Source organism: Winogradskyella sp. HaHa_3_26 (assembly GCF_019278425.1).
GTDB classification, from domain to species: Bacteria; Bacteroidota; Bacteroidia; order Flavobacteriales; family Flavobacteriaceae; genus Winogradskyella; species Winogradskyella undariae.
On sequence record NZ_CP058981.1, the window covers coordinates 1,274,615 to 1,288,165 of the forward strand.

At 31.2% G+C, this 13,551-nt stretch carries 18 protein-coding genes; all 18 read left to right on the forward strand.

The features are described from left to right. Positions 1-51 precede the first annotated feature (51 nt). The 18 genes from hutH to H0I32_RS05595 all read left to right on the forward strand — a co-directional run bounded on the left by hutH (position 52) and on the right by H0I32_RS05595 (position 13,533). Complete coding sequence (gene hutH, locus H0I32_RS05510; protein WP_179312747.1) at positions 52-1,584, forward strand: histidine ammonia-lyase; 1,533 nt, start codon at positions 52-54, stop codon at positions 1,582-1,584. A gap of 2 nt (positions 1,585-1,586) precedes the next feature. Then, positions 1,587-2,219, forward strand: a complete 633-nt coding sequence (locus tag H0I32_RS05515) for a hypothetical protein (protein ID WP_179312746.1) — start codon at positions 1,587-1,589, stop codon at positions 2,217-2,219. Beyond that, positions 2,219-2,950, forward strand: coding sequence for a 3-oxoacyl-ACP reductase FabG (gene fabG / locus H0I32_RS05520; RefSeq protein WP_179312745.1), 732 nt, complete (start codon positions 2,219-2,221; stop codon positions 2,948-2,950). The genes H0I32_RS05515 and fabG overlap by 1 nt, the downstream gene beginning before the upstream one ends. 13 nt (positions 2,951-2,963) lie before the next feature. Next, positions 2,964-4,181 carry a beta-ketoacyl-[acyl-carrier-protein] synthase family protein gene (locus tag H0I32_RS05525; RefSeq protein ID WP_179312744.1) on the forward strand — a complete coding sequence of 406 codons (1,218 nt, stop codon included), beginning with the start codon at positions 2,964-2,966 and terminating at the stop codon, positions 4,179-4,181. Between the two features lie 7 nt (positions 4,182-4,188). Beyond that, positions 4,189-4,431, forward strand: a complete 243-nt coding sequence (locus H0I32_RS05530) for an acyl carrier protein (protein ID WP_092465719.1) — start codon at positions 4,189-4,191, stop codon at positions 4,429-4,431. 16 nt (positions 4,432-4,447) lie between these two features. Next, positions 4,448-5,338: a lipid A biosynthesis acyltransferase gene (locus H0I32_RS05535; RefSeq protein ID WP_179312743.1), complete on the forward strand. Its 891-nt coding sequence runs from the start codon at positions 4,448-4,450 to the stop codon at positions 5,336-5,338. A 6-nt stretch (positions 5,339-5,344) separates the two neighbouring features. Next, positions 5,345-5,782 carry a hypothetical protein gene (locus H0I32_RS05540; protein WP_173587147.1) on the forward strand — a complete coding sequence of 146 codons (438 nt, stop codon included), beginning with the start codon at positions 5,345-5,347 and terminating at the stop codon, positions 5,780-5,782. 7 nt (positions 5,783-5,789) lie between these two features. Further along, complete coding sequence (locus H0I32_RS05545; protein ID WP_173587146.1) at positions 5,790-6,236, forward strand: acyl-CoA thioesterase; 447 nt, start codon at positions 5,790-5,792, stop codon at positions 6,234-6,236. Between the two features lie 6 nt (positions 6,237-6,242). Then, positions 6,243-7,373 carry a beta-ketoacyl-[acyl-carrier-protein] synthase family protein gene (locus H0I32_RS05550; protein WP_179312742.1) on the forward strand — a complete coding sequence of 377 codons (1,131 nt, stop codon included), beginning with the start codon at positions 6,243-6,245 and terminating at the stop codon, positions 7,371-7,373. Further along, positions 7,370-7,993 carry a 3-oxoacyl-ACP synthase gene (locus H0I32_RS05555; RefSeq protein WP_179312741.1) on the forward strand — a complete coding sequence of 208 codons (624 nt, stop codon included), beginning with the start codon at positions 7,370-7,372 and terminating at the stop codon, positions 7,991-7,993. Before H0I32_RS05550 ends, H0I32_RS05555 begins: the two co-directional genes overlap by 4 nt. Further along, positions 7,993-8,250, forward strand: coding sequence for a phosphopantetheine-binding protein (locus tag H0I32_RS05560; RefSeq protein ID WP_173587143.1), 258 nt, complete (start codon positions 7,993-7,995; stop codon positions 8,248-8,250). The genes H0I32_RS05555 and H0I32_RS05560 overlap by 1 nt, the downstream gene beginning before the upstream one ends. Before the next feature lies 1 nt (position 8,251). Continuing rightward, the gene (locus H0I32_RS05565) at positions 8,252-9,445 is read left to right on the forward strand and encodes a beta-ketoacyl-[acyl-carrier-protein] synthase family protein (protein WP_179312740.1); all 1,194 of its coding nucleotides are present in this window, start codon (positions 8,252-8,254) and stop codon (positions 9,443-9,445) included. Then, positions 9,445-10,473, forward strand: a complete 1,029-nt coding sequence (locus H0I32_RS05570; protein WP_179312739.1) for a beta-ketoacyl synthase chain length factor — start codon at positions 9,445-9,447, stop codon at positions 10,471-10,473. The genes H0I32_RS05565 and H0I32_RS05570 overlap by 1 nt, the downstream gene beginning before the upstream one ends. Continuing rightward, the gene (locus H0I32_RS05575) at positions 10,467-11,243 is read left to right on the forward strand and encodes a polysaccharide deacetylase family protein (protein WP_179312738.1); all 777 of its coding nucleotides are present in this window, start codon (positions 10,467-10,469) and stop codon (positions 11,241-11,243) included. Before H0I32_RS05570 ends, H0I32_RS05575 begins: the two co-directional genes overlap by 7 nt. After that, positions 11,236-11,862, forward strand: coding sequence for a LolA family protein (locus H0I32_RS05580; RefSeq protein ID WP_179312737.1), 627 nt, complete (start codon positions 11,236-11,238; stop codon positions 11,860-11,862). The genes H0I32_RS05575 and H0I32_RS05580 overlap by 8 nt, the downstream gene beginning before the upstream one ends. Continuing rightward, complete coding sequence (locus tag H0I32_RS05585; RefSeq protein WP_179312736.1) at positions 11,840-12,472, forward strand: hypothetical protein; 633 nt, start codon at positions 11,840-11,842, stop codon at positions 12,470-12,472. The genes H0I32_RS05580 and H0I32_RS05585 overlap by 23 nt, the downstream gene beginning before the upstream one ends. Positions 12,473-12,542: 70 nt before the next feature. Then, on the forward strand, positions 12,543-13,145 hold the full coding sequence (locus H0I32_RS05590; protein ID WP_173587137.1) for a porin family protein: 603 nt from the start codon (positions 12,543-12,545) through the stop codon (positions 13,143-13,145). A gap of 4 nt (positions 13,146-13,149) precedes the next feature. After that, positions 13,150-13,533: a 3-hydroxyacyl-ACP dehydratase gene (locus tag H0I32_RS05595; protein WP_173587136.1), complete on the forward strand. Its 384-nt coding sequence runs from the start codon at positions 13,150-13,152 to the stop codon at positions 13,531-13,533. Positions 13,534-13,551 lie beyond the last annotated feature (18 nt).

Genomic DNA, 13,551 nt, shown 5'->3' on the forward strand with positions numbered 1-13,551 from the left:
CATTTTTTGTAATTTAACTATTATTTTCATTAAATATTACCAACCATATAGATGCTAAAATTAACTGGAAGTTTAAGTGTTAACGATTTTTATAAAATCATTTTCATCAACAACCCTATACAACTAGACAAAAGTGTTTTTCAAACTATTGAGAACAGCTTCAATTTTTTAAAAACTTTTTCCGAAAACAAAACTATATATGGTGTAAACACCGGTTTTGGCCCAATGGCTCAGTATAAAATTGCTGACACAGATCGGATACAACTTCAATATAACTTAATACGAAGTCATGCTTCCGGAACCGGAAACCCAATTGATCCACAATACGTAAAAGCGGCTATGCTTGCAAGGCTTAATACTTTGTCTTTAGGTAATTCTGGCGTGCATAAATCGGTTGTAGAACTTATGAGCGAATTAATTAATCGTAATATAATTCCTCTAATTTATGAACATGGTGGTGTTGGAGCTAGTGGTGATTTAGTACAATTAGCACATTTAGCTTTGGTTTTAATTGGTGAAGGAGAAGTATTCTACAAAGATGAACTAAGACCTACAAAAGAGGTTTTTGAAATTGAAAACTTAAACCCAATAACTGTAGTTTTAAGAGAAGGTATTGCTTTAATGAATGGTACTTCTGTAATGACTGGTATTGGTATTGTAAATACAATAAATACGAGACAGTTATTAAATTGGACGGTACTTTGTTCTTCTGCTATTAATGAAATTGTAGAAGCCTACGACGATCATTTATCCGCAGAACTAAATCATGCTAAAAGACATAAAGGGCAGCACAAAATCGCTGAGCAAATGCGTGCTAATCTAAGCGACAGCAAGCTTACCCGAAAACGTGAAGATTACTTGTATAATAAAGAACAAGATGTAACTGTTTTTGAAGAAAAAGTACAAGAATATTACTCTTTACGATGTGTTCCTCAAATATTAGGACCTGTTTTAGACACTCTAGATAGTGTTGAAAATATTTTAATTGAAGAAGTAAATTCTGCAAACGACAATCCTATTGTTAATGTAGAAAAGCAAAATGTTTATCACGGTGGAAACTTCCATGGAGATTATGTATCCTTAGAAATGGATAAATTAAAATTAGTGGTTACAAAAATGAGTATGTTGGCAGAACGTCAACTAAATTATTTACTAAACCCTAGCCTTAACAATATTCTTCCTGCCTTTGTTAACCTTGGAACTTTAGGATTAAATTTCGGAATGCAAGGCGTACAATTTACAGCAACCTCAACTACTGCAGAAAATCAAACATTATCTAACCCTATGTATGTACATAGCATCCCTAACAATAACGACAATCAAGATGTGGTAAGTATGGGAACTAATGCTGCTTTAATTACTAAAAAGGTAATTGAAAATGCTTATGAAGTTGTTGCCATAGAAATGATAACCATTATACAAGCTATTGAATATTTAGAAATACAGGACAAAGTATCTTCAAAAACTAAAAAAATGTATGATGCCATTAGAAATTTAGTTCCTGCATTTAAAGAAGATGTTATAATGTATCCTTATGTTAATAAAGTGAAAGGCTTTATCATGAATCATGAAAACAATATTTAAAAATGAAAATAAGACTAATTGTATTATTACTTCTTTTTCAAAATATCATAAATATTGAAGCACAAGAACTGAAAGACGTTTTTATAGAAAAGGATTACACTATTGATTTTATTGGTATTGATTTTTCAGCGTGTAAATTAGTTGGAACATCTTCAGATTTTAAAAATGCTGAGATTATAAAAAATGATTATTTCCCTAAGTGGAATAACTTTTTTTATAGTGAACCAGAAAAATATGACGTTGCCAAATATTTGAAAAAAGAAAACGTAGTCTATTTAATTGAATCTATAGAAACTTTAAATAATTCTACTGATGAAGATGAATTGGTAACCAACACAACACCTCAATCTTTTTCGGAAGAGAAATTGCAAGATATGGTGACTGCTTATGATATTAATTCTCAGAGTGAGGTCTCTATGGTTTTTATTGTAAATGCATTAAACAAATTCAGAAAAAATGCTGTTGTTAATTTGGTATATTTCAATTCAAAAACAAAGAAAATAATATACAGCAAAGAATTAATAGGAATACCTAGAGGATTTGGATTAAGAAATTATTGGATGGGAGCTTTTTATAATATTTTAAATAATATTAAAAAAGTAGAATATAAAATTTGGAAAAAAGAATATAAATAATGAAGTGCGCATTAATAACAGGTGGCTCTAGAGGCATAGGAAAATCAATTTGTATACAATTAGCAAAAGATTCGGATTATCATATTTTAATTAATTACCAAAGTAATAAAGAAGCGGCATTAAACACCTTAGAAGCTGTAATAGAAGCAGGCGGAACAGGTGAATTATTACCTTTTAATGTTGTAAACATAGAAGAAGTACAATCAGCATTAGACAATTGGCAAGACCATAATAAAGATGCTATTATAGAGGTTATCGTTAACAATGCAGGCATTACAAAAGATGGCCTTTTTATGTGGATGAAACCCGAAGATTGGAACAACGTAATTAACACAAGTCTTAATGGTTTTTTTAATGTTACCAATCATTTAATTCAAAAAATGCTCGTTCAAAAGTATGGTAGAATTATAAATTTAGTTTCATTATCTGGTTTAAAAGGCACGCCTGGACAAACTAATTATTCTGCTGCAAAAGGTGCTGTTATTGCGGCAACGAAAGCATTGGCACAAGAAATAGCAAAACGAAATATTACGGTAAATGCTGTTGCTCCCGGATTTATTAAAACAGATATGACTAGTGACTTAAATGAAAAGGAACTTAAAAAAATGGTTCCAGCAAATCGTTTTGGAAATCCTGAAGAAGTCGCACATTTAGTATCCTTTTTAGCATCAAAAAAAGCATCTTATATTACAGGAGAAGTAATTAATATTAATGGAGGTGTTTACTCTTAAATAAAATTATATAATGAGTAGAGTTGTAATAACAGGCATGGGCATATATTCGTGCATTGGTGAAAATTTAGAAGAAGTAAAAACATCGTTATACAACGGAACTTCTGGTATCGTTTTCGATGAGAAGCGTAAAGATTTTGGTTACCGATCTTGCTTAACAGGCATGGTAAAAGAACCTCAATTAAAAAAACTGTTAACCAGAAGACAACGCATTAGCTTAGGTGAAGAAGGCACTTATGCCTACATGGCAACGATAGAAGCCTTAAAAAACGCCAATATTACACAAGAGTTTTTAGATGCCAATGAAGTTGGTATTCTATACGGAAATGATAGCACAGCTAAATCTGTAATTGAAGCCGTAGACATTATTAGAGAGAAAAAAGACACGACTTTAGTGGGTTCTGGCTCCATTTTTAAAGGAATGAATTCTACGATTACCATGAATTTATCTACCATTTTCAAATTAAAAGGTATCAATTTTACTATTAGTGCTGCCTGTGCAAGTGGTTCTCATGCTATTGGTATGGCTTATCAACTTATAAAAAGTGGACTTCAAGATTGTATTATTTGTGGTGGTGCACAAGAAATTAACGAACTCGCCATGGGTAGTTTTGATGGTCTAGGTGTATTTTCTGCAAATGAAGAACAACCAGGAAAAGCCTCTAAACCTTTCGACAAAAATAGAGATGGCCTCATTCCAAGTGGTGGTGGTGCAACACTTGTTTTAGAAAGTTATGAATCTGCTGTAAAACGTGGTGCTCCAATTTTAGGAGAAGTTATAGGTTATGGATTTTCTTCTAACGGCGAACATATTTCAACACCAAATGTAGATGGACCAGCTAGAGCCATGAAAAAAGCAATAGATCAAGCTAATATTTCAATAGATAGTATTGACTATGTAAATGCACACGCAACCTCAACTCCTGTTGGAGATACAAATGAAGCCAAAGCTATATTTGATGTATTTGGAGAAAACGGACCTTATGTAAGTTCTACAAAATCAATGACTGGTCACGAGTGTTGGATGGCCGGAGCAAGTGAGGTTATCTACTCTATGCTTATGATGCAAAACTCCTTTATAGCTCCAAATATTAATTTAGAAAATCCGGATGAAGATGCTGCTAAATTAAATTTAGTAAGCAAAACCATAGATAAAAAAATTGATGTATTTTTGTCAAATTCTTTTGGGTTTGGAGGAACAAATTCTGCCCTAATAATAAAAAAACTATAGCCCTGTTATGAATAAAGAAGTTATTATTGAAAAGATAAACGACTTTCTTATAGATGAATTTGAAGTTGAAGCAGAAGATCTTTCACCTGAAGCGAATTTAAAAGAAGCCCTAGAATTAGACAGCTTAGATTTTGTTGATCTAGTAGTCGCTGTTGAAGCTAATTTTGGTGTAAAACTAGTAGGTGAAGATTTTATTAATATTCTTACACTACAAGATTTCTACGACCTTATTGAGAATAAATTAAGCTAAATTTTTATAAAATTGAATGGCTACGGAATGGCAAGGAAAGTCTAGAGGCTCAGTTTTAGGGTATAAAATATTTGTGTTTTGTATCAAAAAACTAGGCTTACGTACGGCCTATTTTGTATTGATTTTTGTAGCTTTTTATTTTTGTTTTTTCGCAAAAGACAGTACCAAATCTATTTATTACTACTTTAGAAAAAGACGTCAATATTCCCGATTAAAAAGCCTTATTAGCATCTACAAAAGCTATTTTGTTTTCGGGCAAACCATTATAGATAAAATTGCTATTTCTTCTGGACTGAGAAATAAATTTACTTACGAATTTGATGGGATTGATCATCTCGATACCATTTTAAAATCGAAAAAAGGAGGTATTTTAATTAGTGCACATGTTGGTAATTTTGAAATTGCCGAATACTTTTTAAATGAATTAGAATTAGAAGAAGACGTTACAATTAGCTTATTAACAACAGATACAGAACATGGAGACATTAAAGCTTATTTAGAAAGTGTCACCACAAAATCTAACATTAAATTTATAATCATTCAAGACGATTTATCGCATATCTTTGAAATAAACGCAGCATTATCTCGAAATGAAATAATATGCATTACCGGAGATCGCTATGTAAAACCTTCAAAATCGTTATCACATAATTTATTAGGCCAAGAAGCCCTTTTTCCTGCGGGTCCTTTTCTATTAGGATCACGATTAAAAGTACCAGTGATTTTTGTTTATGTGATGAAAGAAACCACAAAACATTATCACCTTTATGCCAGAACAGTAGAAGTAAAACAACGCGATCATATGGCTTTACTAGAATCATATACAGAAAACTTAGAATGGATACTAAATAAATATCCATTACAATGGTTTAATTATTTTGATTTCTGGAACGATTTAAAAGACTAAAAAATCATGAATTTACTTAAAGAGCCTATTACGGATCAAAATATCATTCTAAAATTAATTCCGCAGCGCGCACCAATTATTATGGTAGATGCGTTATTATACTTTGATGATTCTAAAGTAATTTCAGGCTTAACCGTTACAAGTGATAATATGTTTGTTCAAAATGGTTTTTTTACAGAACCAGGACTCATTGAGCATATGGCACAAACCGTAGCACTTTATACAGGTTATCATTTTTATATAAAAAACACACCAGCTCCAGAAGGTTATATAGGAGCCATAAAAGGTGTAACTATTGAGAAATTACCAAAAGTAAATATGCAACTAGAAACTGAAGTTGAAATTTTACATGAAATCATGGGAGTTACCTTAGTAAAAGGCACTACAAAACTAAATGGCGAAGTGATTGTAACAGCTCAGATGAAAACAGTCTTAAAAAACTAAATTTCAAATGAATTCTAAAAAACGAAATAATACTTCAGAAACAAACTTAAAAGTTACACACCAAATTAGAGTACGCTTTAATGAAACGGATGCTTTAGGTATTGTTTGGCATGGTTACTATCTGAATTATTTTGAAGATGGACGCGAAGCTTTTGGAAGAAAACACGGAATATCATATTTAGATACCAAAGCAGAAGGTTATGTGTCTCCTATTATAAAATCGGGTTGCGAGCATAAATTACCGCTGCGTTATGGAGATATTGCTACGATAGAAACGACTTATATAAATACACCTGCCGCAAAAATTATCTTTAGATATAAAATTTTAAATGCAGAAGGGCAAACGGTTTGTACAGGAGAAACTATTCAAGTTTTTGTAGATGATAATAATGATTTATCACTAACACTTCCACCTTTTTTTGAAGCTTGGAAAGCAAAAAATAATCTTTTATAAATTAATATGAAAGACATCTTCATCTCTGCAGATACAATTATTTCCCCTCTTGGATTTACTTCAGAAGCTAACGTTTCTGAAATCGCAAAAGAGCGCTCAGGGATTACTTTGCATAATGATATCAGTAACTCACCATGTTATGCTTCTATTATAAATGATAAAAAATTAAATGAAGCTTTCAACACATTAGGTAACCCTGATATATATACCAAACTAGAGAAAATGATGATTCTATCATTACAGAACACCATTTCTCAAGCTGCATTTTCAATTTCAGACAAAACAGCTTTAATCATTGCTACCACAAAAGGTAATGTTGATGCTTTAAATAATAATTTTGAACCAGAACGCGCTTATTTATCTGTTTTAGGTAACAAAATTAAAGATTTCTTTGGTTTTAAAACTGAACCAATAATTATATCTAACGCTTGTGTTTCAGGAATTTTAGCTATTGCTGTTGCTAAAAGATTCATTCAAAATGAATATTATGACAATGCTTTTGTTGTTGGAGGAGATATTGTTTCAGAATTTACATTATCGGGCTTTCAATCGTTTCAGGCCATAAGTGATAAACCTTGCAAACCGTTTTCAAACCAAAGAACCGGAATTAGTATTGGGGAAGCTGCAGCTTCAGTAGCTATTTCAAATAAAAATACAGAAAAGGAAACGATTCAAATTATAGGAGACGGAAGTTGTAATGATGCTAATCATATCTCAGGACCTTCAAGAACTGGTGAAGGTTTGTATTTAAGCATACTCTCGGCTTTAAAAGAAGCAAAATTAAAACCCAAAAATATCGATTACATTTCAGCTCACGGAACAGCTACAGCTTTTAACGACGAGATGGAGGCCATCGCTTTTAATCGTGCAAAATTAGAACATGTACCTTTAAATAGTTTAAAAGGATATTACGGACATACGCTTGGTGCATCAGGATTATTAGAAACAATTATTGGTATGCATTCCATTAAAAACAATACACTTTATGAGTCTTTAGGTTTTGATGAATTAGGTGTTTCTATGCCATTAAATATCATTCAAAACACCACTAAAAAGACAATTAATACTTTTTTAAAAACGGCATCGGGTTTTGGAGGTTGTAATACGGCTGTAATTTTCAAAAAAGTAACGCATTGAAAAAAAATCTAAATACCATTGCATATTGTCGCATAAAAGACCATTCAATTTCTGTAAATGGAAAGGAAGTTATTACTAAAGATTCTCAACTTACTTTTCCTGAATTTGCAAAGCTAGTCTATAAAGAAAAAGACATCGCTTATCCTAAATTTTTTAAAATGGATAATTTGTCTAAATTGGGATTTCTGGTTTCTGAATTTCTTTTTGAAAATGCAGAATTAAATCAGACTACTAAAGAGAACATAGGCATTGTACTTTCAAATAAATCGGCAAGTTTAGATACCGACAGAAAGTATCAAGAAACCATTAATGATAAAGATAACTATTTTCCGAGTCCTGCTGTATTTGTTTATACCTTAGCCAATATTATGATTGGTGAAATTAGCATTAGACATCAAATAAAGGGAGAAAATGTATTTTTTGTTTCAGATAAATTTAATGAAACACTTTTAGACCAATATGCTTCAAGTTTAATTAAGAATGAAAAAAGTAGTCATGTTTTATGTGGTTGGGTAGATGTAGATAATGACAAATATGATGCTTTTATGTACCTTGTTGCAGAAGAAGAATCAGAGAACTATTCAAAAGAAATTATTAAAAAAATATATAAAGAAAATTAATGGATGCGTTAAAAAAAGAACTTAAAGAAAGTATTATTGAGCAATTAAATCTAGAAGATTTTAGTGTTGAAGATATTGCTGATGATGATGCTTTATTTGGAGACGGTTTAGGATTAGATTCCATAGATGCTCTAGAACTTATTGTAATGCTAGATAAAGATTATGGCATAAAATTAACCGATCCAAACGAAGGTAAAGCCGTATTTGTTTCTGTTGAAGTTTTAGCTAAATACATTACAGAACACCGTACTAAATAATATGTCGCAAAATCGTGTTGCTATAACCGGAATGGGAATTATGTCTTCTATAGGAAACTCTGTAGAAGAGAATTTGCACGCACTTTTAAATAATAAAAAAGGCATTGCACCTATTGTAAATATAGAAACACGACATAAAAATGAATTTAAGGTTGGTGAAGTTTTACAAACGAATGCAGAACTTTCTAAAATGCTTAATTTACCAGAAGAGCATAATTATTCTAGGACTGCTTTATTAGGTTGTATTGCTGCTAAACAAGCCGTAAAACAAGCCAATATTAGAGATATTGAAGCCTTTAAAACTGGTTTAATATCATCTACAAGTGTTGGCGGTATGGATTTGACAGAAAAACATTTTCAAAATTACAACGCAGAAAGCAGACGGTTAATTAATAGTCATCATGCGGTAGATAGCACCGAAAAAATCGCTGAACTTTTAGGAATTACAGATTTCACTTCAACCATTAGCACCGCGTGTTCATCAGCGGCGAATGCTATAATGTTAGGTGCTAGATTAATAAAATCTGGGCAGCTAGACCGCGTTATTGTTGGAGGAACAGATGGTTTAGCAAAATTTACCATCAACGGGTTTAAAACACTAATGATTCTATCGGATACCGATTGTACGCCTTTCGATGCGAACAGAAAAGGTTTAAATTTAGGGGAAGCAGCGGCGTATTTAGTATTAGAATCTGATACTGTTGTAAAACAAGAAAATAAAACCGTTTTAGGTTATTTAGCAGGTTATGGTAATGCCAATGATGCTTTTCATCAAACGGCTTCGTCTGAAAACGGTGAAGGTGCTTTTTTAGCAATGACTAAAGCTCTAAAAATTGCAGAAATAAAACCCGAAGACGTTAGTTATATTAATGCACACGGTACGGCAACACCTAATAACGATTTATCTGAAGGTAAAGCCATGAAACGTATTTACGGAGATTTTGTTCCCGACTTCAGTTCTACAAAAGCTTTTACAGGACATACGCTAGCTGCAGCAGGTGCGATTGAAGCTGTTTATTCTGTTTTAGCACTTCAAAATAATGTAATGTTTCCGAATCTAAATTTTAAAACTGCGATACCGGAGCTTGATCTAGTTCCTGTTACCAAAGTCACTAAAAAAACCTTAAACTACGTGCTTTCTAATTCTTTTGGATTTGGTGGTAATTGTTCAACACTTATATTTTCTAAAAACTAATGAAACCCTGTTATATAAATAGTGCGGTTTCAATTTCTGCACAAGACACCTTAGACAATTCTAGCTTTTTAGAAAACACGATTTCGTTTGAAGGGAAATTAGCGAAAGCTATTCATCCTAATTATAAAAAATTTATAAGTCCAATTGCTAGTAGACGAATGGCAACTGCTGTAAAAATGGGAGTTGCAGCAGCAAAAAAAGCATTAGAGTTAGCTGAATTAGAAATACCCGATGCTATTATTACAGGAACAGGAATTGGTTGTATAGAAGATTCTGAAAAGTTTTTAAATGCTATACTCGATAACGACGAACAGTTTTTAACACCAACATCGTTTATTCAATCTACACATAATACAGTTGGTGCTCAAATTGCATTAACTTTAAATTGCAAAGGTTATAATGTAACCTATGTACAAGGTGCTGCGTCTTTTGAATCTGCTGTTATAGATGCTCAATTAATGCTTCATGAAAATGAAGCAAACACAATTTTAGTTGGTGGCACAGACGAATTAGGTAAATTTCTTATCAACGACATTATTCTTGCAGAAGAAGCAGAAGAACAACCCATACTAACACCTTTTGGAGAAGGTGCTCACTTTTTTACCCTATCATCTTTAAAGCAAAATAACAGTTTCTGTGTTCTTAAAGGGCTTAAGATTTTTAATAAAGCCACAACAGAAACTATTCAAACTAAAGTAGAAGCTTTCTTAAAAGAAAATCATTTAATGTCTGAAGATATTGATGCTGTCGTCCTCGGAAAAAACGGAGATGCTTTTGATGTTTTATATCAAGCACTTCAAGATTCAGTATTTAAAGACACACCACAACTACATTACAAACATCTTTGTGGTGAGTTTTTCACAGCTTCGGCTTTTGGCTTTTGGGCAGCAACAAACATTATTAAGCAACAATATATCCCTGATGTTTTAAAGCTTAATGCTATAGATAAATCTGGTTATAAAAATGTACTGCTTTACAACCAACTTAAAGGACAACAACATAGTTTTACCTTACTAAGCTCATGTTAAACTTCAAAAATATAAATGTTTTAACATTCATTCTTTTTCTTGGCTTGCTACTATTAAGTCAGTTTTTTAACATATCTATTTTCTTTTTTATAGTTCTTTTTTTAGCATGGCTTACGCTAACAATTATTGGTAGTTTTACTATCGGTTGGAACTATCATTTAAAAGCCTTCAATTCAAAAAAAAATCACACAAAAAATCAAGTTGCCATTACTTTTGATGATGGTCCAAATGCAGAATTTACGCCACAAATTCTAGAATTATTAAAAGCTCATCATGCAAAAGCTACGTTTTTCTGTATCGGTAAACATGCCGAACAACAACCTGAATTGGTACAACAAATTATAGAAGAAGGTCACACTATTGGAAATCACACCTATACGCATTCTGATTTTTTTGATTTCTATAATAAACAAAATGTAATTGCTGAAATTAAAAATACAAACACCATTATTTCTTCAATTATAAATAAAGAAATGAAATTGTTTCGTCCACCATATGGCGTTACAAATCCTGCCATAACCAAAGCCCTAAAACACACCAAACATCACGTTATAGGCTGGAATATTCGATCTTTAGACACCGTTAAAAAAGACGAAAAAAAAACCTTAAACCGAATTACTAAAAACATCAAACCTGGTGCTGTTATCTTATTGCACGACTCACAAGAAATCACAGTACGAGTTTTGGAACAATTGTTGTTATTTTTGCAAGAGAACAATTATCAATCCGTAACAATAGACACCTTATTTAATATAGAAGCTTATGCGTAATATTTACTTTTTTCTTTTTTTAGGTATCGGAATTCAGATTGCTAGTGCTCAAAAGTCACTTACAACAGAAGAAATAAACACTTTTAAATCAGCGGTAGAAAAACTAGATAGCAATACCCAAACCATTGTTAGTGATTTTATACAATATAAGCATCTTAGCTTTTTAAGTAATGATGTTGAAACACAAGGAAAGCTTGCTTTTAAAGTTCCTGGATTGGTAAAATGGGAATACACATCGCCTTATAAATACAGTGTTATTTTTAAAGATGACAAACTATTTATTGATGACGAAGGTGATAAAAGTAAAATTGACATTGGCTCTAATAAAATGTTTAAAGGTCTAAACAGCCTTATTACAAATAGTGTAAAAGGAAATATGTTTGATGACAATGCCTTTGAAATTTCTTATTTTAAAGTTGATGAATTTTATTTAGTGAAATTTATTCCAAAGGATGAAACCATGCTTCAATTCATTGCTAAATTCGAATTGAAGTTCGATATAAAGACAAGCGATGTTGTAGAGGTAAAAATGATTGAACCCTCAGAAGATTACACAAAAATTATTTTTAAGAATAAAACAAGAAACACAACTTTAGATGAAGCGGTTTTTAATAATTAATCTATTTATTCTTTTTCTTTTCTCCTCTTGTGCAATTTCTACAGTAAAAGGGCTTTCGGAATATGATGCTGAGGTTACAGAATTTTCAAATCCATATTTTGCAAATGCAGATATAGATTATGTGTATAAAACTAAAATCAAAGCTTATAATAATGATTTTGGTGGTATTTTAATTATCAAAAAAATTAAAGAAAACAATCATCGTATTGTGTTTGCCACCAATTTTGGAAATAAAATATTTGATTTTGAATTGATTAATAATGAAATGAAAACACATTTTATTATGAAAGAATTAGATAGAAAAATTATCATTAACACACTTAAAAGAGACTTTCAAACTTTAACTCAAGAACATAATAAAATTAATAAAGCTTTTTCTGATGATGAAGGACATCTTATTTTTCAATCTAAAACAGAAAAACGATTTAATCATTACTTCGTTAATCAGCAAACAAAGAAACTTACACAAATTATAAATACAAATCATTCAAAAGAAAAAGTTATCTTATCCTTTTCTAATATTAAAAATTCTATTGCTGAAAATATTAACATTCAGCACCTAACAGCACCCATAGAAATTAATATAAGTTATTTAAGCCCACAAGAATAAACACTTTATTACTTCTTAATTATAAGATATTTCTGCATTTTTGTAACTTATTCCGTCAATCAAAACCGCTATGAAACAACTAACAATCATTCTAATTACATTATTCTCTTTCACATTTATTAATGCTCAAGTAGAAATTAAACCTGGTATAAAAGGAGGTATGAATATCGCTGGCTTAAGTAACCTAGAAGAAAACGGAGGTGTACGTAGCGAAAAACTAACCAGCTTTCATATTGGTGGAACTTTATCATTTAAATTTGCAAAATTTTACACCTTACAACCCGAAATTCTTTACTCTAAACAAGGAAGTGATTACAGAGTTACAGGATCTACAGAAACCTACACAACAGAACTTAATTATTTATCAATACCTGTAAACAACAAATTTTATATTAAAGGAAGTGGTATTAATTTTCAGATCGCACCTGTAATCGACATTTTATTAAGCCATAAAAACATCTACAAACCACAATCTGTAGATATCGCTTTTGCTGCAGCTGTAGGTTATGATATTAGTAATGGATTAGTTATGTCTATAGGTTACAAACAAGGATTAACTGATTTATTTGGTAGAAATGTAGATGATGGTTATGGCTATGAAACTACAGAGGTTAGTGAGTTAATTTTAAACAATGTTATTCAACTAAGTGTTGGTTATCAATTTAAATTATAAGCAAATGCTGATTAAGGATTTTTACACTAAATTAACAACTTCTATTGTTGATACAAACACAATTCATGTTACTATTAACCTGAATAAAGATCACGATGTGTTTAACGGTCATTTCCCTGGAAATCCAGTAACACCTGGCGTTTGTATGGTTCAGACTATTAAAGAAATCACGCAAGATTATGTCAATAGCCCTTTATTTTTACAAAATATTTCTAACATAAAATTCACAGCATTAATTAACCCAAATGTAAACGCAGAACTCATTTTAGAGCTTTCTATTATAGAAGAAAACGACACGGTTAAGATTAAAAATAGCACTAAATTTACAGATGGTACTGTTGCTTTAAAATGTAATGGTACATTTATAAAAAACAAAGAATTAGTTTAATCTTACGCCTAATTCTAA

Coding starts and splice junctions, on each gene's coding strand:
- H0I32_RS05550 (WP_179312742.1), top strand. CDS start 6,243: ATGAAAGACATCTTCATCTCTGCAGATACAATTATTTCCCCTCTTGGA.
- H0I32_RS05540 (WP_173587147.1), top strand. CDS start 5,345: ATGAATTTACTTAAAGAGCCTATTACGGATCAAAATATCATTCTAAAA.
- H0I32_RS05515 (WP_179312746.1), top strand. CDS start 1,587: ATGAAAATAAGACTAATTGTATTATTACTTCTTTTTCAAAATATCATA.
- H0I32_RS05530 (WP_092465719.1), top strand. CDS start 4,189: ATGAATAAAGAAGTTATTATTGAAAAGATAAACGACTTTCTTATAGAT.
- H0I32_RS05545 (WP_173587146.1), top strand. CDS start 5,790: ATGAATTCTAAAAAACGAAATAATACTTCAGAAACAAACTTAAAAGTT.
- H0I32_RS05565 (WP_179312740.1), top strand. CDS start 8,252: ATGTCGCAAAATCGTGTTGCTATAACCGGAATGGGAATTATGTCTTCT.
- H0I32_RS05590 (WP_173587137.1), top strand. CDS start 12,543: ATGAAACAACTAACAATCATTCTAATTACATTATTCTCTTTCACATTT.
- hutH (WP_179312747.1), top strand. CDS start 52: ATGCTAAAATTAACTGGAAGTTTAAGTGTTAACGATTTTTATAAAATC.
- H0I32_RS05585 (WP_179312736.1), top strand. CDS start 11,840: ATGAAGCGGTTTTTAATAATTAATCTATTTATTCTTTTTCTTTTCTCC.
- H0I32_RS05575 (WP_179312738.1), top strand. CDS start 10,467: ATGTTAAACTTCAAAAATATAAATGTTTTAACATTCATTCTTTTTCTT.
- fabG (WP_179312745.1), top strand. CDS start 2,219: ATGAAGTGCGCATTAATAACAGGTGGCTCTAGAGGCATAGGAAAATCA.
- H0I32_RS05580 (WP_179312737.1), top strand. CDS start 11,236: ATGCGTAATATTTACTTTTTTCTTTTTTTAGGTATCGGAATTCAGATT.
- H0I32_RS05595 (WP_173587136.1), top strand. CDS start 13,150: ATGCTGATTAAGGATTTTTACACTAAATTAACAACTTCTATTGTTGAT.
- H0I32_RS05570 (WP_179312739.1), top strand. CDS start 9,445: ATGAAACCCTGTTATATAAATAGTGCGGTTTCAATTTCTGCACAAGAC.
- H0I32_RS05525 (WP_179312744.1), top strand. CDS start 2,964: ATGAGTAGAGTTGTAATAACAGGCATGGGCATATATTCGTGCATTGGT.
- H0I32_RS05560 (WP_173587143.1), top strand. CDS start 7,993: ATGGATGCGTTAAAAAAAGAACTTAAAGAAAGTATTATTGAGCAATTA.
- H0I32_RS05535 (WP_179312743.1), top strand. CDS start 4,448: ATGGCTACGGAATGGCAAGGAAAGTCTAGAGGCTCAGTTTTAGGGTAT.